Consider the following 22651-nt stretch of genomic DNA (forward strand, 5'->3'; position numbering starts at 1 on the left):
CCTACGCAACGATTTTTGCGGCGCAGCAACACACGAAGTACCACCCCGTCCGCACACCGGCCCGCGCCTCGTCCGCCCCCTGTCGACACTCACCCGGAGCCTGCCTGTGTACCCACCGATCGAACCCTACGCCCACGGCCACCTCGACACCGGCGACGGCCATCGCATCTACTGGGAGCGCTGCGGCAACCCGGCCGGCAAGCCCGCCGTGTTCCTGCACGGCGGCCCCGGGGCAGGCTGCAGCCCCGACCATCGCCGCCTGTTCGATCCCGAGCGCTACGACATCCTGCTGTTCGACCAGCGCGGCTGCGGGCGCTCGACGCCGCACGCGAGCCTCGAGAACAACACGACGTGGGATCTGGTCGCCGATATCGAGCGCCTGCGCGAGATGGTCGGCGCGGAAAAGTGGCTCGTATTCGGCGGCTCGTGGGGCAGCGCGCTGTCGATTGCCTACGCGGAAACGCACCCCGAGCGCGTGAGCGCGCTGATCGTGCGCGGCATCTTCACGATGCGTCGCGCGGAACTGGTGTGGTACTACCAGGAAGGCGCGTCGTGGCTGTTCCCCGACCTGTGGGAAGACTTCGTTGCGCCGATTCCGGAAGCCGAACGTGGTGACCTGATGACCGCCTATCATCGCCGGCTGACCGGCGACGACGAAGCCGCGAAGCTCGAAGCCGCGCGCGCGTGGAGCATCTGGGAAGGCCGCACGATCACGCTGCTGCCCGACCCCAAACTCGCCGAGCACTTCGCAGACGGTCACTACGCGCTCGCGTTCGCGCGGATCGAGAACCACTACTTCGTGAACCGGGGCTTCGTCGAGGAAGGCCAGTTGCTGCGCGACGCGCATCGCCTCGCCGGCATTCCTGGCGTGATCGTGCAGGGCCGCTACGACGTCGCGACCCCGGCGCGCACCGCATGGGAACTGTCGAAGGCATGGCCGGAGGCGACGTTCGAGATCGTGCCCGGCGCCGGGCACGCTTACAACGAGCCGGGGATCCTCGAAGCGCTGATCGCGGCGACCGACCGGTTCGCCGCCTGAGCGATGCAACGCAACGCGGCGCGTGCCGCCGTGCCTGCCGGCACGCTCACGCGCCGCCCGATCACAACGCGGTTTCCACGATCGTCCTTGCGCTGATCGCGCGCTCGACGAGCTGTTCGTCGCCGACCTTCCGGATCGCGTCGTCGAGCAGCCCTTCCGGTTCTTCCGTCGCCACCTTCAGCAGGCCCGATAGCCCGCGTGCGTCGAGCACCACGAGCGTTTCCATCGAATCCGCGCGACTCACGAGCACGCGGCGGAATGCGGGGCCCGCGCCGAAGCTCGCACAAAGCTCGATCTTCTCGTTGCCGAGCGTATAGTCGAAATTCTTGATCATGTCCGCCGCCGTTGCAGGGAAATGGCGCCGCGCGACGGCGCGGCGCCGTGACGTCGACGCACCCGCGCGTGCCGCCGGCGCGCCGGATGGGTCCGGACCGTTCGCCGACATCACCATGCTAGGCGTGCAGTATTAACGAAGACTTAAAGCGTTGGCCGGGTCTCGCGCCCTGGCGGGACGCGCATCGGGGGTGCCAAACCGGCCGGTCGTCGCACAAGCGGAGCTCACCACGAATAGCCCTGCATGCCGTAATTCGTATCGTGTCGGCGTCCCCACCACGGCAGGTAGGCATTGTTGCCGCCGCGCGCACGGAACCAGTCCTTGTCGGGATCGATCGGCGTGAGCGTCGACGGCGGCAGGACGACGACCGCGACGGGATGCTCCGGATCGGTCGTGCCGGCCACGAGTGCATTGGCGCCGAAGTGGTTGATCCGGCCGATGGCGAGCGCGACGTCGGTCAATGCGCTGCCTGTTCCCATGTCGCCGAGTAGCGCGGCCGTGTTGAATGTCTGCTTCGAGTGGTCGTATTCGGGGAGGGTTTCGGTCAAGGTCCGGGAGAGCGAGGCAAGACGTGCCGACGATGCATCGCTGCCCTTGCCTGCGTCGTGAACGATGTAATGGAGATCCCGGACCGCGACGCCTGCATTGCGTGCCGCCTGATCGATGGTCGCCTTCCACGCCTGCACGGCTCGGGTCGTGCCGACCTTCTGCGGAAAATCATGCGTATTGCCGGTTGCGGCCTTGCCGATCCAGGCGAGTGGTTCGCGTTCGGTGTTGAAGGTTGGGCCGGCGAGGAACAGCACGACAAGGTTCTCGTTGATCTGTGCGTCCGTCGGCGGGAAGTTGGGCGCGTCCCAGTTCATCACCCAGACGCTCTTGTCGGGGTTCGCCTGCAAGTAGTCCAAGGCTTTGTTCAGGGACGTGAAGCCGGCGTTCGCACCACCCTGCGTGATCTGTACGTCGGGAGGCGTGTCGCGGCTCCACAAAGTCTTGGGTGACGGAGGGCCGATCTCGAAGAAGTTCATCATCCGATCGATCATGCGCGATCGGGCATAGGCCGCATCGAGGCGCAGTGGAGCGGCAACTTCGACCCGGATACCCGCGAGTTCTCGCCAATCATTTTGCTTCTCGGGCCTCACCGTGTAGAAATATTTTGCATTGCTGAAGTAACGGCTGCGTATAAGCAAGATGAATTTGTCAATGTACTTGGCATAGAAGCCCTTGAACGTCTCCGTTCCGCTATTGCCATAGGCAATGCCAGCTACCGATTGCAACGTCGTGAAGGATTTTGGATCAGTACGCACCATGTCGTCATTTTTGTTCGGTGTGACAAGGCCCTGTGCCCACAGCAATTGCCATTCGGTCGGGTAGTCCATGCGTTCCAACGGATTCAACCAGATCAAGCCGACAACCTGCGCCGTAAATGGCTTCACTGGCTCTTCTCCGACCGGCGTGGCATTTTCTACCCGCTCCGACGTCGGCACGGCATGTGCCGAACGCATCATGGCCGTGGTAGACAGAAACACCATGAGAGCCACCAGGCCGGGCACCACAACAAATCGCTTCATCCAATCTCCTACTTCCAATTGTGTTTGGTCGGGTTGTTCTACGTGCGTCATCAGCAAAGCCATTATTAGAGTGGCAATTATCCATGCCGCGACTGCAATGGCGACACGTCGAGGCCATGTAGAAATCAGGGTCTTCAAATTGCACCCCCGACCCTGAGATAGACTTGAGCTTCGCGTTCGTCCACGATCGCGACGGGAATCTTGGCTTCGCTTTCCTCGGCATGTACCCATTCGTGAAGAGGCGTTCTATCGAGCGTTCCTGACGCAAAATAGTCGTAGTACTTCTTGTTCGGATTGTCATTGGGAATGCCGTCCCCCATCCGCCAATCCGCCTCAATTCGCAGGTCGTAGAGCTGCTCGGGCGTCAGATAGCAAACCCCGATCGCCACATCGTACGCAAGCGCCTTTTCGGCATGCTCGGGATTGGTCATCGTCGTGGAGTGATTTGTCGGGCTGTTGGTCGAACCACGATCGAGCCAATCGACAATCTGCTTGTCTCGCCATTCCTTGTAACCCTCCGGCATTTCGCTCTTGCCGTCCTCGCCGATCACGTGGCCATCACCATCGAGCCATTCCGTATTCAGCGTGCGCCGCGCCTCCATCCGCATCAACGCGCGGTCCTCGTAACGCTGTCCGGCTTCGCTCTCTGCCGTCCCTTGCGCGACACTGTCATCGTTCTTCGCCTTGTACTGATCGTAGGGATCATCAGCGCGCTTGTCGGCGTCTGTCTTGCTTGCGTCTCGCCACGCGGCCGGCGGATCGTTGCCTTCGTTGAAGTCGCTCTTCGCATTGCCGTCCTTCGTTTCGATGAGCTTGCCGAACCGCATCGCTTTCGGCGGGAATGGCTCGTCAAGTGGCGGCGCGTCCGCCACCACGGTCCAGCCCTCCGGCGGAACGGCGTTCACGCGGAACATATTCAATGCCGAGCTAATCTGGGTCACGAAAAACATGATCGGCGCGGATGCAAGCGTGGCCGCCACCCCGAGCACGGACTCGTTTCCCTTGAGCGCACCGATGAGATTGAACTTGGCAGGTGGCGAAGGCGGATACCAGAATCCCGACGTCGTTCCCTTTTTGCCATGCCGCCAGTCATCTTCCCAATACCGATAGCGCTTCTGCACGCCAACCTGGAAGCCGGAGGCAAAGACGCGCTGCGTCAGCACGCCGGGGACGCTGATATCGTTCAGCTCGTTCTCGTCGATGCCGCGCCAGCCGATGCCTTGAACCGTGACCGCCGAAATCACCTGGTCGTGTGGACAGCAATACGCGGTGACGCGACCATATGTCGATCCGTTCAGGCCGTGGCGAGCCCGATCCTCTTGTGCTGCATAAGACCGCTTGCTGGTCGGCGATACCCGCTCGTTGGCCATGTCTTCATCGATCTTGCCGGCGGGCAGTTCGTAGGCTTTGCGCGTGCCGATGATCGACAGAAACTTGCCGAACGTTTTCGTGCGCGCGGCGTAGGTCTGCCGTCCGCGACGACCGCTGCCGTCCCTGGTCGCGCGTTGCGACCAGGTATCCATGAACGTATCGGATGGATTGGGGCCGTCTGCGCGCGCAAGGCTATACGGCGCATTCGCCAGTACGTAGGCATCCGCCACGCAATGCCCGCTACGTCCCCACGGATCTTCGACATCGGGCAGTGCATCGCCGAAGAACGCCGCCGTCAGGCCCACGATGTTGCCCTGGCTATGGCATACGACGGTAATCGGCACGTCGGCCTGCATGCGGCGAATCGACTCGATCAGCCTCGCCAGGCGCAAAGCGGCGAGCACGCCATATGCGCGGGGCGGCGCGCGATACAGCGGCCGGTTGGTCGGGTTGATCCCCTGGACGGTCACCCACCCGGCCGCGCGGTCGTCGAGGCCGCCGTGCCAGAGATCGGGCAGGCTCGCGCAGCCGTTCGTGAACGGACCGCCGCCCCAATAGTCCTTCTCGTTCAGGAAAATCTTGTCGCCGTACTCTTTCAACTCTGCGGCGGTTGCCCGATAGCCCCATCGGAAATGAATGACGGGCGAGAACGACGGGTCAGATTTGATGTAGTTGCCGGACCAAAGCGTTGGATTCAAAAACCCGTCCGGCGTCACGCTCTCCGTGTACTTCGCGGGCACCAATTGCCCGGCATCGATGCCGTGATACATCAATTGATCGTCCAGCCGCCCGAGCCGGCGATTCAGGCCATTGCACAGCCCCTGCTCGGCGGCTTCGAACCATTCGCCTTCGGAGTTCACCCCATGGACGAAGATGACGACACCAGGTAACGGCATTTGCTTGATGCAGATCAGCCGCGTGTCTTTCGTCCACATCGACACCCCGTCGCCTCGGCCGACGACGATCGGTGGAAGCTTGCGTGGCGTTCCGGTGCTGTCCGACTCGGTGGCATCGATCGACCGTGCGACGGGTTCGTCCGTCGCCGATCGATAATCGGAATAAAGCTGCGTCACCCTGGCTCCTGCGCGCGGTTTGGTGTTTTTCTGCCGTTCCGCCGCCAGCCGTTCAGGCTGACGCGACGTGAACGCAGATCCGGATCATCGGAAATCCGGGCACCAGCGCACAAGTGCAGTTTTCTCTTTTCCTACAGAATTGAACTCGTCCGATTCAATCGAACGGAATGACACGTGACTTTCCTGTCATGTCTCACGGTCGAGTACGAAGTGTCTTCCGAGCCGCGCGCATGGACCGTCCGGTTCGCAGCCATCACGAACGTACGCGCCTGCAGACACGCGATCAACAAACGACCGCTCCGATCGGCGAACCCGCGTCAATCGGCGTCGAGCGGCTCGACCGTCACGCCGACCTTCAGCTCCTGGTCCGCACCCCCACCGCGGATCACACCGCGCAACGGCGTCACATCGGCATAGTCGCGGCCGATCGACAGCATCACGTAGTCGTCGCCCGGCGCGCGATCGTTGGTCGGATCGAGCTGCAGCCAGCCGTTGTCCTCGGGCCATGCCGGGTCGTACACCTCGACCCAGGCATGCGACGCATCGGCGCCGATCAGCCGCGGCTGACCGGGCGGCGGCTGCGTGAGCAGGTAGCCGCTCACGTAACGCGCGGCCAGCCCGAGCGAGCGCAACGCGCCGATCATCACGTGCGCGAAGTCCTGGCAGACGCCCTTGCGCAACCGCAGTGCATCGAGCGCCGACGTCGTGATGTCGGTGCTGTTCGGCGTGTATGCGAAATCGGCATGCACGCGCCGCATCAGATCCCAGGCGGCCTGCACGAGCGGCCGCTGCGGCGTGAAGCTCGCGGCCGCATACGCGGCGAGTTCGGGATCGCAAGCAACATGCGGCGACGCGAACACGAATTCGCTCGCCGCGTCGTAAGGCTGACCCGCGCGGAACCGCAAGCGGTCGCGCACGGCTTCCCACTCGCTCGCCTGCTTTGCATCGGGATTCGCGATCGCGGGCGGCGGTTCGCCGCGCGCGCCGCGCGACCATACGGGCGGCGTCACGCGCACCGTGCTGCGGCTGCGCACGAGCAGCGCGTCGTGCGGCTGGTTCAGCGCGAACGACGCACGCGCGTTGCCGAACGCGTCGATCTCCGTGCAGACCGACTCCGGTGCCGGCTCGATGTCGAGCGAGAACGACAGCACCTGCTGGCGCGGCGTCACGAGCGGTTGCAGGCGCGCCTGGTGCTGCGCGGATTCGACACGCGCCGCGTAGCGGTATTCGGTGTCGTGCGTGACGCGCAGCAACCGGCCCGGTGCAACGGCGGCCGGAGCGGCCGGTGCCGCTGCCGGTCGTGCATGGTTGGCGCCAGACGGCGCTTTTACCGCGCCTTTCGTCGTCACCATAGCGTCCTGCCCGCCTCGCGCACGTGGCTGAAGTAGCGCTCGCCGATCCGGTTCGACAGTTCCCACACCGCCTTCACGGTCGTGTCGAGCGCGGCGAGCAGATTGTCGTGCCGGCCGCCTTCGGCGGTTTCGCACAGCTCGTGCAGCGACCACGCGGGCACGTCCGGCACCGTCTCGGCCAGTTCGGACAGCGCATAGCCTTCGCTGCGCTCGACTTTCGTCAGCCGGCCGCGCAGCGCCTGCACGACCCAGCCGAGCGAGCGCGGGTTGTCGGTATCGAGCACGACGAGCGACAGCAGCGGCGCGACATCGAAGCCGCGCTGGAATCGCGAGCGGAACGTGATCGTGCTGTCGAACAGCTCCAGCACGAGCTCGAAGCCGTCCTGCCGATGCACCGCGCCTTCGTCGAACGCGAACTTCAGCACGCTGCACAGGAAATCCAGCCGGTCGATCTGCCGGCCGATCGACAGCAAGCGCCAGCCGTCGTCGCGGGTCATGTTGTCGGTCTGCGCGCCGGTGATGGCGCCGAGCAGCAAGCCCAGGCGCTCCAGCAGCTGCAGTGCCTCGTTGCCGATCTGCTCCTCGGCTTCCGGCAGGCCGGCGCTGTCCGCGAACAGTTGCGTCGCGTCGTCGATCAGCCGCCACTGATCGCTCGACAGCCGTTCACGAATCGCGGCCGCCGCGCCACGCATCCCGAACAGGCACGACGCGATGCCCGAGGTGCGATCGGCACCGCGCGTCAGCGATGTCGCGAGCGCGTGCTGGAACGCGCGCGGTGCATCGACGGCATTCGGCGCGTCGGCCGCGATCAGGCCCGTGTCGCGGCACAGCGTATCGATCAGCTCCAGATGCGCGGGGCTGTCGACGTCGTCTTCGCCGCGCAGCCGTTCGAGCGCGGCGCGCGCCAGCCGCATCAGGTTGGTCGCGCGCTCGGTGTAACGGCCGAGCCAGAACAGGTTCTCGGCCGCACGGCTCGCGATCGCGCGCGGCCGTTCGACGAGGTCGTCGGGGCCGAGGTGCGTCTGCAGCAGCGTCGTCGAATCGACGATGCCCTCGGTCATCACCCAGGTATCGACGGTGCTGCCGCCGCGCGGCATGGGCGCATTGAACAGCGTGTCGCGTGTGCCGACCCGCGACAGCCCGCCCGGCAGCAGCCGCCAGCGTTGCGCGCCGTCGGCGAGCGCGAAGACGCGCAGCAGCAGCGGCTTCGGCACGATGCGTGCGCCGCCGTTGCCGTCGGGCTCGTCGGACCGCGGCCAGGTCGGCGCCTGCGACAGCGGCAGGTCGGCCTGCACCGTGTAGCGTTCGGGCTGCGCGAGGATCCGCGCGCGCCATTCGGCCAGCTGCGGCTGCGTAAGCCGTGCACCGATCACCGGCTCGAACCCGCCGCCGGCCTGCACCTCGGGTGGATAGGAGGCCTTGATGATGCCGCGCGCGAGCTGCGGCAGCGCGTCGTTGCAGGCGGCCGCCTCGCCGCACCACCACGAATGCACGGCCGGCAGCGTCAGCGTTTCGCCGAGCAGCCCTTCGGCGAGGCGCGGCATGAAGCCGAGCATCGCCGGCGATTCGAGGAAGCCCGAGCCCGGTGCATTCGCGAGCAGCACGTTGCCCGCACGCACGGCCTGCAGCAGCCCCGGCACGCCGAGCATCGAGTCGGGCCGCAGTTCGAGCGGATCGAGCCACGCATCGTCGACGCGCCGCAGGATGCCGTGCACCGGTTCGAGCCCGCTCAGCGTCTTCAGGAACACGCGGTTGTCGCGCGCGGTCAGGTCGCCGCCTTCGACGAGCGTGAGGCCGAGGTAGCGCGCGAGATACGCGTGCTCGAAATACGTCGCGCTGTGCGGCCCCGGCGTCAGCAGCACGATCCGCGAATTCTTGGCGGTAGGGCTGAGCGACTGCATGCTCTGCAGCAGCGCGCGGTACGCGGACGCGAGGCGCTGCACGCGCAGCCCGCGAAACCCGCGCGGAAAGAGCCGCGACACGATCAGGCGGTTTTCGAGCAGGTAGCCGAGCCCGGCCGCGCCCTGCGTGTGCTGCGCGACGATCCGCCACTGCCCGTCGGGGCCGCGCGCGAGATCGAACGCGACGACGTGCAGCCACGTGTCGCCAGGCACGCGTGCGCCGCGCATCGCGCGCAGGTAGCCGGGGTGACCGGTGACGAGCGCGGGCGGCAACAGCCCGCGCTGCAGGATCGTCTGCGGCCCGTAGAGGTCGGCCAGCGTCGCGTTGAGCAGCCGCACGCGCTGCAGCACACCGCGCTCGATTCCGACCCAGTCCTCGGGCGTGACGATCAGCGGCAGCAGGTCGAGCGACCACGGGCCGGCCGCGCCGTCGCCGGCGCGCTGCTCGTGCAACTGATAGAACAGGCCGTTCTCGCGCATGCGCCGGTGCAGCGCGTCGGCGCGGCGATCGAGGTCGGCCACGCCGTCGCTGCCGATCGATGTGAAGAAACTACGCCAGGCGGGCGCAAGCGCAGGCGCGTTCAGGCCGGCCGCGCTGCCGCGCAGTTCGTCGTAGCGGCCGGCGGCCGCCGGCGCCGCAAGCGCGGCGGCCAGTTCGGCGGCATCCGGCTGCGCGCCGGAATCGAAAAGCGTGGGCATCGCGTCGAGGGCGGCGAGATGATCGGTGTCAATGGGCGGCACGATGTCGTTCCGTCTTCAGGGTGCAACGGCGCATACGCGCCGCCGCACCGGCGGCAAGCTGCTGCGGCGCGCGGCCGCAATCTGCCCGCATCCTAGCATTCCGGCGCGGCCGCGGGGAGGTCGCGAGCCGCGCATCGTCGTCCGCCCCGTCATCGATGGATCACGGCCGCCGCAAGTCGAGCGTGAACGGGAATTCGCGGCTCGGCGCGGCAGCCGCGACATCCATCCGTCCCGGCGTATGCCCCATCTCGACGAAGCGTGCGAGCCGGCGGCTCTCGGCCTCGTACGCATTGACCGGGAACGTCGCGTAGTTGCGCCCGCCCGGATGCGCGACGTGATAGCGGCAGCCGCCGAGCGAACGCTGCAGCCACGTATCGACGATGTCGAACGTGAGCGGTGCGTGCACGCCGATGGTCGGATGCAGCGCCGACGGCGGCGACCACGCCTTGTAGCGCACGCCCGCGACGTACTCGCCGACGGTGCCGGTCGGCTGCAGCGGCAGCGCGCGACCGTTGACGGTCACGACGTGGCGGTTGTCGTTCAGCCCCGTCACGCGCACTTCGAGCCGTTCGACCGACGAATCGACGTAGCGCACCGTGCCGCCGGGCGCGCCCTCCTCGCCCATCACGTGCCACGGCTCCAGCGCGCCGCGCAGCGACAGCTGCATGCCGTTCACCGCGATCTGCCCGAACAGCGGGAAGCGGAATTCGAAGTGCGGCGCGAACCACGCCGGATCGAACGCGAAACCGGCATCGCGCAGTTCGGCGAGCACGTCGTCGAAATCCATCTGAAGAAACTCGGGCAGCATGAAGCGGTCGTGCAGCGCGGTGCCCCAGCGCGTGAGCGGCGTCGTGTACGGCGCGGCCCAGAAACGCGCGACCAGTGCACGCAGCAACAGTTGCTGCACGATGCTCATTCGCGCATGCGGCGGCATTTCGAAGGCACGCAGTTCGAGCAGGCCGAGCCGGCCGGTCGACGAATCGGGCGAGTACAGCTTGTCGATGCAGAACTCGCTGCGGTGCGTGTTGCCCGTCACGTCGATCAGCAGGTTGCGCAGCACGCGGTCGACGAGCCACGGCGGCATGTCCTGACCGAACAGCAGCTTGTTGCGCTGGATCTCGGCGAACGCGATGTCGAGTTCGTAGAGCTGGTCGTTGCGCGCCTCGTCGACGCGCGGCGCCTGGCTCGTCGGCCCGATGAACAACCCGGAGAACAGGTAGGACAGCGACGGATGGTTGTGCCAGTACGCGATCAGGCTCGCGAGCAGGTCCGGGCGGCGCAGGAACGGGCTGTCGGCCGGCGTCGCGCCGCCGAGCACGAAGTGGTTGCCGCCGCCGGTGCCGACGTGGCGGCCGTCGACCATGAACTTCTCGCTGCACAGCCGCGACTGCCACGCGGCGTCGTACAGGAATTCGGTGTGGTCGACGAGCTCGTCGAAGCTCGCGGCCGGATGGATGTTCACCTCGATCACGCCGGGATCGGGCGTCACCTGCAGCAGCTTCAGCCGCGCATCGCGCGGCGGCGGATAGCCTTCGAGCACCAGTTTCACGCCGAGCGCGTGCGCGGTCAGCTCGATCGCGCCGAGCAGCTCGAGATAATCCTCGAGCGCGGCAAGCGGCGGCATGAACAGGTACAGGATGCCATTGCGCACTTCGACGCACAGCGCGGTGCGCGTGATCCACGCAGCCGATTCGAAGCGCTCGGGCCGACGCTGAGGATCGTGCGCCGCGGCACGCGCGCCCTCGGCCGTGCCGTCGTTGCGCCACTGCATGACCGTCTGCGCCGACGCTTCGCGATGCACGCCGGCCAGGTAGCGCGGCGCGTCGGCCGGGCCCGCGTAGCGTGCGCGGATCGCGGCGGCGTCCGGCAGCGCGGTGCGCGGCGCGAACGGATCGCGTTCGACCAGGTACGGGTGGTCGGAGCGGGTGGCCCACGGCAGCGAATCGAGCGGCAGCCGATAGCCCATCGGCGAATCGCCCGGCACGAGATACATCCGCTCGTCGCGGAAGAACCACGGGCCGGTCTGCCAGCGCGGCCCGTCGAGGCCCGGCGTGTCGTCCGTGCGCTTGACCGGCAGCACGTAGCCTACGACGCTGTCGAGCTGCTGATCGAACACCTTGCGCAACCGCGCACGCTCGAGCTCGTCGTCGAGCCGCGAGTCGAACGGATCGACGTTGACGGGCAGCCGGCGCTCGCGCCACAGGTAGTACCAGACATCTTCGTAGCCGGGCCGGATGAATTCGTCGGTCAGGTTCAGCCGCGCGGCGAGCGCATCGATGAAGCGCTTCGCGTCGTCGGTCGTATACGCGGATGGCTCGCGCTCGTCGGCGAACAGCGACGGATCGTGCCACACGGGCTGGCCGTCCGCGCGCCAGAAGATCGACAGCGCCCAGCGCGGCAATTGCTCGCCCGGATACCACTTGCCCTGCCCGAAGTGCAGGAAGCCGCCGTCGCCGTACTCGGCACGCAGCCGCTGCACGAGTTCGGTCGCGTAGCCGCGCTTGGTCGGGCCGAGCGCATCGGTGTTCCACTCGGCGCCGTCGCGATCGTCGATCGACACGAAGGTCGGCTCGCCGCCCTGCGTGAGCCGCACGTCGCCGGCCGCCAGCGCGCCGTCGACCTGCGTGCCGAGCGTCAGCACGGCGTCCCATTGCGATTCCGTATACGGTTTCGTCACGCGCGGCGATTCGTACACGCGCGTCACGCTCATCTCGTGCTCGAACGACACCTCGCACTCGTCGATCAGCCCTTCGACCGGCGCGGCGCTCGTCGGCTGCGGCGTGCAGGCCAGCGGAATATGCCCTTCGCCGGCGAGCAGGCCCGACGTCGGGTCGAAGCCGATCCAGCCGGCGCCCGGCAGGTAGACCTCGCACCACGCGTGCAGGTCGGTGAAGTCGACCGACGTGCCGCTCGGGCCGTCGAGCGACTTCACGTCGGGCGTGAGCTGGATCAGGTAGCCCGACACGAAACGCGCGGCGATGCCGAGATGTCGGCACAGCTGCACGAGCAGCCAGGCGCTGTCGCGGCACGAGCCGGACGCGAGCTCGAGCGTCTGCTCGGGCGTCTGCACGCCGGGTTCCATCCGCACGAGATAGCCGATGTCGCGCTGAAGCTGCTGGTTCAGCGCGACGAGGAAGTTCACGGTGCCGGCCGGCGTGAGATCGACGCCGTCAAGATACGTGCGGAACAGTTTCGATGCGCTCGTCTGCGGATCGCAGACGAGATACGGCGCGAGCTCGGTCTTCAGCGCGTCGTCATAGCTGAACGGATATTGCTCGGCGCTCGCTTCGAGGAAGAAGTCGAACGGGTTGTACACCGACATCTCGGCAACGAGATCGATCGTGATCTCGAAATGCTCGGTGCGCTCCGGAAACACGAGCCGCGCAAGATAGTTCGAGAACGGGTCCTGCTGCCAGTTGATGAAGTGCTGCGCGGGTTCGACCGTCATCGAATACGCGAGGATCGGCGTCCGGCAATGCGGCGCGGGCCGCAGCCGCACGACCTGCGGGCCGAGGTTGACGAGCCGGTCGTAGCGATAGCGGGTGGTGTGATGCAGCGCGACGTGGATGGACATGGGAGCTCGGTTCGGGTTGGGCCGGCCGCGCACGCCGCGTCGCACTCGACACGGCGGCCCGGCATGGCGGATTCGGCGAAGGCGCGCGTCGGGTCAGACGAGCTCGGGCGTCTGCACGACGCTGATCTCGACGCCGACGGCCGTGGCGCCGAGCCCCGTCACCGGCTGCGCGTCGCGATAATCGAGGCCGACCGCGATGCGCACGTAGCGCTCGTCCGGGCAGCGGTTCATGAACGGGTCGAACCCGACCCAGCCGAGCCCTTCCACATAGGCCTCGGCCCACGCATGGCCGGCCGGCTGCTGCATCAGCGCGGCGGCCTGCGGCTGGGCGCCGAGCGCCGGCTGCGGCAGCCCTTGCGATTGCGCGGCATGCGACGCGCCGAGCACCTGCTGCATGCCCTCGCCGCTCTGCAGCGCGAGCGCTTCCTCCTCCTCGACGTCGCCCGCGTTCTGCTTCGCATCGGCGATGCGCTGCATCGCGCTGTCGGCGAGGACGTAGCCCGAGATGTAACGCGCGGGAATCTTCAGCACGCGCGCGGCCGAGATGAATGCATGCGCGTGGTCGCGGCTCGTGCCCTCGCCGTTTTGCAGCGCGGTTTCCGCGTCAACGGGCGCGTCGGCGGCCAGGTTCGGCGCATACGCGATGCGGCCGTGCACTTCCGTCATCAGCCAGTGCAGTGCGTCGAGGCCCTGCGGATCGATCGGCAGCGCTTCCGCGAGCTCGCGCACGGTGTCGCCGGCCTTCGTGAGCGCGGTCTCACGCTCGAAGATCCAGGGCGGCGCATAGCCTTCGGGATGCCCGAGAATGCCCGCACGGTCCTGCGTCTCGACGACGCCGGCCGCGACGACCACGATCTCGGCCTTCGCGCCGCGATCGTGACGCACGAGGTCGATCCGGTTGCCGAGCCCGTCGGCGTAAGACAGCGACGGCTCGACGCCGTCGATCGTGACCTGCCACGCGCGCACCGTCTGCCCGGGGCCCGACTGCGGGCGCAGCCGCAGCCGTTGCAGCGCATGGGTGGCTTGGTCGTCGAACTGATAACGCGAGATGTGTCGAATGGCGAGTCGCATGGCAAGTTCTCAGTCGAAGTTGTAAGCCTGGGCGATTTCGAGCCCGAGGCTGTTGTTGCGGCCGATGAAGTCGGTCAGGAACTCGTGCAGGCCGCTCTTGAAGACCCGCTCGACCGAGGTATCGGACAGCATCTGCAGGATCTTCGTGGCCGTGTCGTGACACGGGTGTGTCACGCCGTAATCCTTCGCGAGCAGGTTCAGGCTCGACACGACGCGCCCGTAGCAATAGCGCAGCGAGCGCGGCATGCGGCCGTTCAGGATCAGGTAATCAGCGATGTTCACCGGCTTGTACTGCACGTCGTACACCCAGCGGTACGAGCGGTGCGCGGCGACGCAGCGCAGGATCGTCTCCCACTGGTAGTTGTCGAGGATCGTGCCGACGTGCGATACCGACGGCAGCAGCAGGTGGTATTTCACGTCGATGATCCGTGCGGTGTTGTCCGCGCGCTCGATGAATGCGCCGATCTGCGCGAAATCGAAGATCTCGTTGCGCAGCATCGTGCTGTAGAAGCTGCCGAGGATCAGCGCGGTTTCGCGCTTCACCTGGTCGAGCACGTTGGGCAGCTCGCTCTCCGGCACCGGCTGCGCCAGCGCGCGACGCAGCGCGAGCCACGCGCCGTTCACGCTTTCCCACGCCTCGCGCGTCAGCGCCGTGCGCACCATCCGCGCGTTCGAGCGCGCGGCCTCGATGCACGACAGCACGCTCGACGGGTTGTCGCGGTCGCGCAACAGATAGTCGGTCACGGTATCGGCCGCATACGCGTCGTATTTCTCCCGGTAGCCGTCGTCCGTGCCCGAGCTGACGAGCACCGACGACCATTCGGCCGGCGCATCGGACGTGCGCGTGAGCGCCATCCGCAGCCCGGCATCGACGATGCGCGCGATGTTCTCCGCGCGCTCGATATAGCGGTACATCCAGTAGAGCCCGCTTGCAGTACGTCCCAGAAGCATCTCGTGTCCACTCCGTCTTCGTTCGGTTGGCGCGCCGGTTCCGGCGCGCGCGGTCGCGTCCGGCTCAGTCGGCCAGCACCCAGGTGTCCTTGGTGCCGCCGCCCTGGCTCGAGTTGACGACGAGCGATCCCTCCTTCAGCGCGACGCGCGTGAGCCCGCCCGGCGTGATGCGGATCCGGTCCGACACCAGCACGAACGGGCGCAGGTCGACGTGGCGCGGCGCGAGGCCGGCGTCGGTCAGGATCGGCGTCGTGGACAGCGCGAGCGTCGGTTGCGCGATGTAGTTCGCGGGGCGCGCGCGCAGCTTGGCGGAAAATGCCTCGAGCTCGGCCTTCGACGCGCACGGCCCGACCAGCATCCCGTAGCCGCCCGAGCCGTGCACTTCCTTCACGACCAGTTCGTCGAGATGCTCGAGCACGTACTTCAGGCTGTCGGCCTCGCCGCAGCGCCAGGTCGGCACGTTCTCCAGCAGCGCCTTGCGGCCCGTGTAGAACTCGACGATCTCCGGCATGTACGAGTAGATCGCCTTGTCGTCGGCGATGCCCGTGCCGGGCGCATTCGCGATCGTGATGTTGCCGGCGCGGTACACGTCCATGATGCCCGCCACGCCGAGCACCGAATCGGGGCGGAACGTGAGCGGATCGAGGAACGCATCGTCGACGCGGCGGTACAGCACGTCGATCGGCTGGAAGCCTTCGGTCGTGCGCATCGCGACGCGGCCGTCGACCACCTGCAGGTCGCTGCCCTCGACGAGGTGCACGCCCATCTGGTCGGCGAGGAACGAATGTTCGTAGTACGCGGAATTGTGGATGCCGGGCGTGAGCACCGCGACGGTCGGGTTGTCGGTGTTGCCGCCCGGCGGGCACACGGCCGCGAGCGACTGGCGCAGCATCTGCGGATAGGTTTCGACCGGGCGCACCTTCACCTGCTGGAACAGCTCGGGGAAGAGCTGCATCATCGTCTCGCGGTTTTCCAGCATGTACGACACGCCGGACGGCGTACGCGCGTTGTCCTCCAGCACGTAGAACTCGTTCTCGCCGGTACGCACGATGTCGACGCCGATGATGTGCGTGTAAACGTTGCCGGGCGGCCGGAAGTCGATCATCTCCGGGATGAACGCTTCGTTGTGCGCGATCAGGTGCTTCGGCACGATGCCCGCGCGCACGATTTCCTGCCGGTGGTAGATGTCGTCGAGGAACGCATTGAGCGCCATCACGCGCTGCTCGATGCCGAGCGACAGCCGGCTCCATTCCGCGCCCGAGATGATGCGCGGGACGATGTCGAACGGAATCAGCCGCTCGGCGGCCTCCGCGTCGCCGTAGACGGCGAACGTGATGCCCGTCTTGCGGAACACGCCTTCCGCGTCGTGGGCTTTCTGGGCGAGGCTCGCGGGATTCTGCGTGTCGAGCCATTGCTTCAGGCGCGCGTAGGGCGCCCTTACCATGTCGCCGGATTGCAGCATTTCATCGAATGGCTTCATCGATCTTTTCTCCATCGATCGTTTTCCCCGGCATTGCGCATGCCGGACCGGCGTAATCAATGCTTTGCAAGGAACGTGCCTTGCACAATCTTCTCGATATCCCCCCGTTTTTGCGCCGCGCCGGCACGCCCGCGCGGCATCACGCACCACATTGGTGCACCATCCGACGCGACGTGCGCCCGCATGCGTCGCGAGCGCGCACGGCCGATGCTGCGCCGCGTCTATCAAACATAGTTCCCCCGCGTGTCACGAATGTGCAATCTGCACTGCACAAAAAACGGCGCGACCGGGCACTGGACCGCCGCCATGAAGGCGGGCCGGCACGCACACGGCGCAACCGGCCCTGGGGGGAAGTACCGTCCGCGGCGGCCGCCAGTTCGACGCTGTGAACTGTTCGGTTAGTCCGGTCCGGCCCCTCAACGCTATGCAGCCGTAATCCCGCCGACAACGCCCATGCATATTTCGACTGACACCGATCGAAAAAAAACATCGGCCCCCATGCGCGAGGCGCGGTACGCTACCAAACCGGTTCAGTGAAATGGCGCCGCCCCTCCGGCGCCGACAATAAACAGCGAAGATCGACATGGAAGCAAAGTGGCTGGAAGATTTCCTGAGCCTTGCGGATACCAAGAGCTTTTCCCGGGCCGCGCGTCATCGGCACCTCACGCAGTCGGCGTTCAGCAGACGAATCGCCGCGCTCGAAACCTGGATGGATGCGAAGCTGGTCGACCGGAGCATCAACCCGATCACGCTGACGCCGGCCGGCCAGATGTTCCGCGGGCTCGCCGCGGACATCCTGCGCAGCATGTATGCGGCGCGTAATCTCGTGAACGGCTACGACCAGTTCGCGGCCAGCGACCAGGTCGTGCGTTTCGCCGTCGCGCATACGCTCGTCTTCACGCTGTTTCCCGAATGGCTCAAACAGCTCAACGGCGAGGTCGGCCATGTGACCGCGCGCGTGAACGCGGTGAACGTGCCGGAAGGCGTGCAGCAGCTCGTCGAAGGTGAATGCGACCTGCTGCTCGGCTATCACCATCCGCAACTGCCGATCGTGCTCGACCCGAACCACTTCCCGTTCGTCAGCCTCGGCGTCGAGCGGATCCTGCCCGTGTCGACACCCGACGCGCGCGGCAAGCCCGTGTTCCAGCTGCCGGGCACGCCCGACGCCCCGCTGCCGCTGCTCGCGTATTCGTCGGGCGCGTTCCTCGGCAACATCGTCGAGATGCTGCTGCTGAATGCGACCGAGCCGTATGTGCTGCACCGCTGCTTCGAGACGCACATGTCCGAGGCGCTGAAAGGCATGGTCGTGGCCGGGCACGGGATCGGCTGGCTGCCGGAGAGTTGCGTCGCGAAGGAACTCGCGGACGGCACGCTCGTGTGCGCGGGCACCGGGGACTGGATCACCGAACTGGAAGTCCGCCTGTATCGGTCGGCCCGCAAGCGCGGGCTCGCGGCCGAGCAACTGTGGGCCTACATCATGAACCGGCCGCGCGCGGCGGTCGAAGGTTCGGCCGGCGCCGAGCCGGTAGCCGCACCGGCCATGCGCACCTCAAGGCGAATCGCCGGCGGCAGCCGCTGACGTTTGCATTCGCGCCGTGCGGGTTCACGGCGCGAATGCCCTTTCTCAATATCAATATTAAATACAGCAATCGGCAATCCCGCCGAAGTCGGTGAAATCCCTGTGCCAACCCTTTATTCGATATCAAACGCAAACGTTTGCGAATGACATCGTATTTTTTACTGCCAGCGCATTAAGTCCGAATATTCAACCTCATTTTTCGGACAGAAATACCCTGTTACAGAACAAATCAAAAGTTTCTATTTAGCTGTAAAGAACTAAAATAGCAAAGACGTCGCACCCTCTTTTCACGATGCGCGATCTGTATCCGGACCCTCGTAGGTTCGCCACGAACACAGCCGCAAAAATTCCTTTTATCAGTCGTTATTTTTCGGCATGAAAGTCGATACCTCCGACGTGATTCAATGCGTGCTCGATCATCGCTACCGACGAGCAAAGATCATATTCGGCAATATCGACTTTCGTCAGTGTTAAGTGAATCACACGAATCCGTCGTTATCCTATTTAAATAAGATATTTCAACCCGTTCCATTCCGACCACACGCGGTTGTTGGTTCAAAAGCCATCGTGTATCAATAGCGTGTCGCAAAAAAAACGCTGGCAAATCTGACTCGGAATGAATGCGTGTCATTTATTCCGGACAGGAGGTTGCAATGTCTTCCTCGCTTCGACAGCAGGCTCGCCCTTTCCTGAGCGTTTTCATCTCTGCGCTCTGCATGAACGCCATGGCCCAGGCCCCCGCGTCAGGTCCGGGCGCCGACCGCTACGTGATCTCGTATATCTGCGGCGACGCACGGATCGACGGGTCCGCACCGCTTCCCCCCGACGGCCGGCCATACAACCTGGGCGTGTCGTTTGCTTCCGCGAGTACCGGGCAACCGCTGGCCAACGTGCAGGTACGCCTGAGACGGCACGGCCGCGTGCTCGTCGAATTCAACGCATCGGGGTCGCGCTGCCTGTTCAGCGTGCCGGATGCGAGCTACCGGGTCGAAGGGACCTATCAAGGCGCCACCCAGTTCGCGATCGTCGAAACGGGCACGCTCACCACGCAGTTGCGATGGTGAATGCCGTCCGACCCCGCCCCGATCGTGTCATTCACCGCAGCGCATCGAATCGAGGAGTATTGAATGACTCGTGCAGAACGACCGGACGGCTCGCCCGCCCGTCAGCCGAAACCCTCCTGGGGTCCGGGAAAGAACGCGGCGCTCAGCATCGTCGCGTTCGCCGCGATCTTCGGCCTCTTCGCATACGTCGAGCGGGACAGGACCGTGGGCCATGCGAGCGTCGCGCACGACATCTCCGGCGTGATCTCATCCGCCGTCGGGAAATACCGCCAGGCGATCGTGGCCGCGACGTCCCGCGCAACCGGTGCGTCCGGCACGACTGCCACCGCCGCGCCTGTGCAGACGATTGCACGACAGGCCACGTCATCTGCAGCCCCGCCGCCGGAGCCGGCCGCTTCGGCGCCGCACGAAGTGTCGACCGTGCCGCCCGTCACGCTCGCGGTCGAACCGGAAGCGGCTCCGCGGGCAACGCCACGCGCCGCCGCGAAACACCGGCAGCCGTCGCATGCGGCACCGGCGGCACTGGCAGCCAATTCGCATGCCGCTTCGGCCAATGGGCACGCCGCCGAACGGCGTAGCGCGACGCATCGCGCGCCGCGAACCGAAACGCTGGCGGGCACGAGAAAGCGCCTGGACTACACGCCGAAGCCGCGCTCGTACGGCAGCGACACGGCGCGCATGCAGACGGCAAGCGTCACGCACGCGGAACTGGAAAGCGCGCGAGCACTGGCAAAGGCGCGCTCGTGCGCGCAGATCGACGAGTGGGACTGTGTGGAGCAAAACGCGAGCCGAGCGCTCGCGATCGACCCGAAGAACAGCGAATCGCGCGCGCTGCTTGGGCAAGCGATCCGCAATCGCCTGTGAACGGGTCGAACGCCGCCGGGCCTCGCCGCCCGGCGGTGCGCGGCCGGCGACGCGTGTCGTCGGGCGTGCAAACGAAGTGATCGTTTCAGAGTGAGATGTGATGGTTTCAAAATGAGGAGACATCGTGGCTAACAATCGTCAACAACAATGCACCACCACCGCTGCGTCCAACCGGCGGATCCTCCTGCATGCGCCGCTGGTATTGCTGCTCGTCGCGTCCGGCCCCTGTTTCTCCACCGAAGGCGACGCCGAACCGGGCGGCGCGGGAGCCATCGCCGGGTCCGCACCGGATGCGCATCCTCGCGGCCTGCACGCGACAGTGACATCGATAGAGATCGCACAGGATGGCGGCACGCTGCCGCCTCATGCAACGACGCCGATCGCACGGGCATCGGACGCGTCGCTGCAGATCGCGCAGGCGCCGAACCCGACCATGCCGACCACGGTCGTGGTGGACCCGGTCGTATCGCAGCCGGGCGATCCTGGGCCGGGCGCGGCCTCGCCGATGCTGCTTGCCCAGGCAACCGGCACCGCGCAGCCGAATGCGCCGGCACCGGCAGCGCCCGCGTCGGGCGCCCCGCCCGCTCCGCCGACGCAGACCGCGCAGGCCTCCGGCACCCCGATGCCGAACTCGCCGGCCCCTGTCACCGCGCCCCCCGGCTCGCAACCGCCGGCGTCCCAGACGCCGAATTCACAGACGCCCGGCGCCCAGTTCCCCGGCGAGGCGATCCAGCGATCTCAAGGGCCCGACGTCGAAGCGCCGAATGCGCAGGCGCCGAACCTCCGTACCGCCGATGTCGAGACGGTGCGCAAAGACGTGTTCGGCCTCGCGGCGAGCGGCGGCGCGATCAAGGCGCTCGACGAGGCCAAGGCGCGGCCCGACGCATTCTCCGCGGTCGACATCGCGCAACTGGAAGAACTGTCGATTCGCCAGCAAGTGCGCGGCGGACGCGACAAGTCGCGTTCGATGACGAGTTCGGACCGCTTCGACGGAATCGACAACGCGCTGCGCGCGGCGGACGACCTCGACAAGCGGATGCCTGCCACCCCCGAGTACACGCCGGTGCGCACCGCACTCGCGGGCGACCGGGTAGTCGCCCTTGCGGCACGCGGCGACATGAAGCCGGCCGTCGCGACGTTCGAGACGATTCCGTCCAACGCGGAAATCTCGATCGACGCGCTGGCGGCCGTCGGCGACGCCTATCTGTACCTGAGCGAGCCGGGCAAGGCGAACGCCGTGTATGCGCGCGCGCTGAAGCAGGCCACCGCGTCGCCGACGGATCGCGCGACCCGCGGCTTCCAGTACGGCTCGCGCACGCGTCCGATCGAACTGCAGGAAGGACTGTTCTGGTCGTACGTCGACCAGGGACGCGCGCCGGAAGCGAAGCAGGTGCTCGACGAGATGGGCAAGTCGCTGCCGCCGGCCAAGGAAGTGACCAGCGTCGGCCCTGGAGAAGGCGACTATCTGCGCTATTACCGGCTGCGCGCTCAATACCTGATCTTCACGGGTCACGTGAACGAAGGGATCGCCGCGCTCGAGCAGTTGGAACAACAGGTGCCGTTCAACGCGGAGGTCCGCGCCGCGCACGCCGACGCCGTGTCGGGGCAAGCGCATCCGCGCCAGGCGATCTCGATGTATCGCGCGTCGCTGACCGATCACCCTGACAGCGTCGAGATGCTCGCGGGCCTCGGCCGCGCGTCGCTCACGGCAGACGACTACGCGACCGCGAAGACCGTCGACCAGACCCTCGGCAACACGTTCCCCGACAGCGGCGCCGTGCGCGGCTTCAAGCGCGACTACAACGCATACCGCAGCCCCGTGTTCACGACCGACCTGAGCTTCGAGCACGGCAACAGCGCGCTGGCCGACAACAGCTTCACGTCGGACAGCTATGTGTATTCGCCGCCGTTCGGCGACAACTGGCGCGTGTTTTCGCACACGTTCTACGGCTTCGCGCAGACCGACGCCGGCCACGTCAGCCGCACGCGCACCGGCGTCGGCGGCGACTACCGGCGCGGCCCGCTCACCGTGCTGGGCGAAGTCACACGCTCGATCGGCGCGGACGGCCGAACCGGCGGGCGCGGGACGATCGCGTACGCGCTCAACGACTACTGGACGGTCAGCGCCGGGCTCGACACCAACGACAACTCGTTGCCGTGGAAAGCGTACGCCGCGCACATCTGGGGCCGCTCCGCGAACGCGGAGGTCGTGTATCGCCAGAATGACCGCCGCGAGGTCAGGCTGAGCTACGGCGTCAGCCGCTACAGCGATTCGAACCTGCACCAGGAGATCGCGGCGACCGCCACGCAGCGCGTGTACACGTCCGCGAAACAGCTCGTCAATGTCTCGCTGAATCTCGGCACGGACAGCAACACCCGCAAGGACGCGCCCTACTTCAGCCCGGGGCGCGACTACGCAGCCGCGGCAACCGTCATGCACCAGCTGACGCTGTGGAAGAAGGGTGATATGAGCCTGCAGCAGCGCGTGTCCGCGTCGGGCGGCGTGTACAACGAGCGCGGCTTCGGCACCAGCCCGCTGTGGAGCGCACGCCTCGAGCATGCGTGGACGTTCAAGCACGACATCACGCTGTCCTACGGCGTCGAAGTCAGCAGCCATGCGTACGACGGCCAGCGCGAGCGCTCCGAAACCGGCTTCCTGTCGCTCAACCTGCCGTTCTAGCAAGGAGAT

Annotated in this window: 14 protein-coding genes; 5 read left to right on the plus strand and 9 right to left on the minus strand. The window is 66.4% G+C overall.

All coding sequences use genetic code 11. The features are described 5' to 3' along the window. The first annotated feature begins 106 nt into the window (after positions 1 to 106). The gene (pip, locus tag AC5LXX_RS25115; RefSeq protein WP_493411404.1) at positions 107 to 1039 is read left to right on the plus strand and encodes a prolyl aminopeptidase; all 933 of its coding nucleotides are present in this window, start codon (positions 107 to 109) and stop codon (positions 1037 to 1039) included. A gap of 61 nt (positions 1040 to 1100) precedes the next feature. On the opposite strand, the gene AC5LXX_RS25120 is transcribed toward pip, so the two are convergent. The 9 genes from AC5LXX_RS25120 to AC5LXX_RS25160 form a co-directional block, all read right to left on the minus strand. Further along, a complete protein-coding gene (locus AC5LXX_RS25120; protein ID WP_493411405.1) occupies positions 1101 to 1373 on the minus strand; it encodes a hypothetical protein in 273 nt (90 codons plus the stop codon). Between the two features lie 224 nt (positions 1374 to 1597). After that, on the minus strand, positions 1598 to 2941 hold the full coding sequence (locus tag AC5LXX_RS25125; protein WP_493411406.1) for a virulence factor: 1344 nt from the start codon (positions 2939 to 2941) through the stop codon (positions 1598 to 1600). A gap of 134 nt (positions 2942 to 3075) precedes the next feature. Beyond that, a complete protein-coding gene (locus tag AC5LXX_RS25130) occupies positions 3076 to 5247 on the minus strand; it encodes a T6SS effector phospholipase Tle3 domain-containing protein (protein ID WP_493413410.1) in 2172 nt (723 codons plus the stop codon). Positions 5248 to 5702: 455 nt separating this feature from the next. Then, positions 5703 to 6737 carry a transglutaminase family protein gene (locus tag AC5LXX_RS25135; RefSeq protein WP_493411407.1) on the minus strand — a complete coding sequence of 345 codons (1035 nt, stop codon included), beginning with the start codon at positions 6735 to 6737 and terminating at the stop codon, positions 5703 to 5705. Next, positions 6731 to 9337 carry a circularly permuted type 2 ATP-grasp protein gene (locus AC5LXX_RS25140; RefSeq protein WP_493413411.1) on the minus strand — a complete coding sequence of 869 codons (2607 nt, stop codon included), beginning with the start codon at positions 9335 to 9337 and terminating at the stop codon, positions 6731 to 6733. The genes AC5LXX_RS25135 and AC5LXX_RS25140 overlap by 7 nt, the downstream gene beginning before the upstream one ends. A 202-nt stretch (positions 9338 to 9539) precedes the next feature. Further along, positions 9540 to 12953 (minus strand): transglutaminase family protein, encoded by a 3414-nt coding sequence (locus tag AC5LXX_RS25145; RefSeq protein ID WP_493411408.1) that lies wholly within the window; start codon positions 12951 to 12953, stop codon positions 9540 to 9542. A 93-nt stretch (positions 12954 to 13046) separates the two neighbouring features. Then, a complete protein-coding gene (locus tag AC5LXX_RS25150; RefSeq protein WP_322081494.1) occupies positions 13047 to 14024 on the minus strand; it encodes a transglutaminase family protein in 978 nt (325 codons plus the stop codon). Between the two features lie 9 nt (positions 14025 to 14033). Beyond that, on the minus strand, positions 14034 to 14975 hold the full coding sequence (locus AC5LXX_RS25155) for an alpha-E domain-containing protein (protein ID WP_493411409.1): 942 nt from the start codon (positions 14973 to 14975) through the stop codon (positions 14034 to 14036). A 64-nt stretch (positions 14976 to 15039) separates the two neighbouring features. Next, entirely contained in the window at positions 15040 to 16455 is a 1416-nt protein-coding gene (locus AC5LXX_RS25160; protein ID WP_493411410.1) for a circularly permuted type 2 ATP-grasp protein, read from the minus strand. A 583-nt stretch (positions 16456 to 17038) separates the two neighbouring features. Here AC5LXX_RS25160 and AC5LXX_RS25165 point away from each other — a divergent pair. From AC5LXX_RS25165 to pgaA, 4 genes are all read left to right on the plus strand, one after another. Then, positions 17039 to 18034 (plus strand): LysR substrate-binding domain-containing protein, encoded by a 996-nt coding sequence (locus AC5LXX_RS25165; protein ID WP_493411411.1) that lies wholly within the window; start codon positions 17039 to 17041, stop codon positions 18032 to 18034. A gap of 653 nt (positions 18035 to 18687) precedes the next feature. Next, positions 18688 to 19098 carry a hypothetical protein gene (locus tag AC5LXX_RS25170; RefSeq protein WP_493411412.1) on the plus strand — a complete coding sequence of 137 codons (411 nt, stop codon included), beginning with the start codon at positions 18688 to 18690 and terminating at the stop codon, positions 19096 to 19098. A gap of 63 nt (positions 19099 to 19161) precedes the next feature. Continuing rightward, entirely contained in the window at positions 19162 to 19962 is an 801-nt protein-coding gene (locus AC5LXX_RS25175) for a hypothetical protein (protein WP_493411413.1), read from the plus strand. 124 nt (positions 19963 to 20086) lie between these two features. Then, a complete protein-coding gene (gene pgaA / locus AC5LXX_RS25180; protein WP_493411414.1) occupies positions 20087 to 22642 on the plus strand; it encodes a poly-beta-1,6 N-acetyl-D-glucosamine export porin PgaA in 2556 nt (851 codons plus the stop codon). The last annotated feature ends 9 nt before the right edge of the window (positions 22643 to 22651 follow it).

It is taken from the genome of Burkholderia torrens (assembly GCF_984668525.1).

Excerpts from the sequence above, each read along its gene's own strand:
- AC5LXX_RS25120 (WP_493411405.1), bottom strand. The coding sequence starts at position 1,373 with ATGATCAAGAATTTCGACTATACGCTCGGCAACGAGAAGATCGAGCTT.
- AC5LXX_RS25125 (WP_493411406.1), bottom strand. The coding sequence starts at position 2,941 with ATGAAGCGATTTGTTGTGGTGCCCGGCCTGGTGGCTCTCATGGTGTTT.
- AC5LXX_RS25130 (WP_493413410.1), bottom strand. The coding sequence starts at position 5,247 with ATGTGGACGAAAGACACGCGGCTGATCTGCATCAAGCAAATGCCGTTA.
- AC5LXX_RS25135 (WP_493411407.1), bottom strand. The coding sequence starts at position 6,737 with ATGGTGACGACGAAAGGCGCGGTAAAAGCGCCGTCTGGCGCCAACCAT.
- AC5LXX_RS25140 (WP_493413411.1), bottom strand. The coding sequence starts at position 9,337 with ATGCCCACGCTTTTCGATTCCGGCGCGCAGCCGGATGCCGCCGAACTG.
- AC5LXX_RS25145 (WP_493411408.1), bottom strand. The coding sequence starts at position 12,953 with ATGTCCATCCACGTCGCGCTGCATCACACCACCCGCTATCGCTACGAC.
- AC5LXX_RS25150 (WP_322081494.1), bottom strand. The coding sequence starts at position 14,024 with ATGCGACTCGCCATTCGACACATCTCGCGTTATCAGTTCGACGACCAA.
- AC5LXX_RS25155 (WP_493411409.1), bottom strand. The coding sequence starts at position 14,975 with ATGCTTCTGGGACGTACTGCAAGCGGGCTCTACTGGATGTACCGCTAT.
- AC5LXX_RS25160 (WP_493411410.1), bottom strand. The coding sequence starts at position 16,455 with ATGAAGCCATTCGATGAAATGCTGCAATCCGGCGACATGGTAAGGGCG.
- AC5LXX_RS25165 (WP_493411411.1), top strand. The coding sequence starts at position 17,039 with ATGGAAGCAAAGTGGCTGGAAGATTTCCTGAGCCTTGCGGATACCAAG.
- AC5LXX_RS25170 (WP_493411412.1), top strand. The coding sequence starts at position 18,688 with ATGTCTTCCTCGCTTCGACAGCAGGCTCGCCCTTTCCTGAGCGTTTTC.
- AC5LXX_RS25175 (WP_493411413.1), top strand. The coding sequence starts at position 19,162 with ATGACTCGTGCAGAACGACCGGACGGCTCGCCCGCCCGTCAGCCGAAA.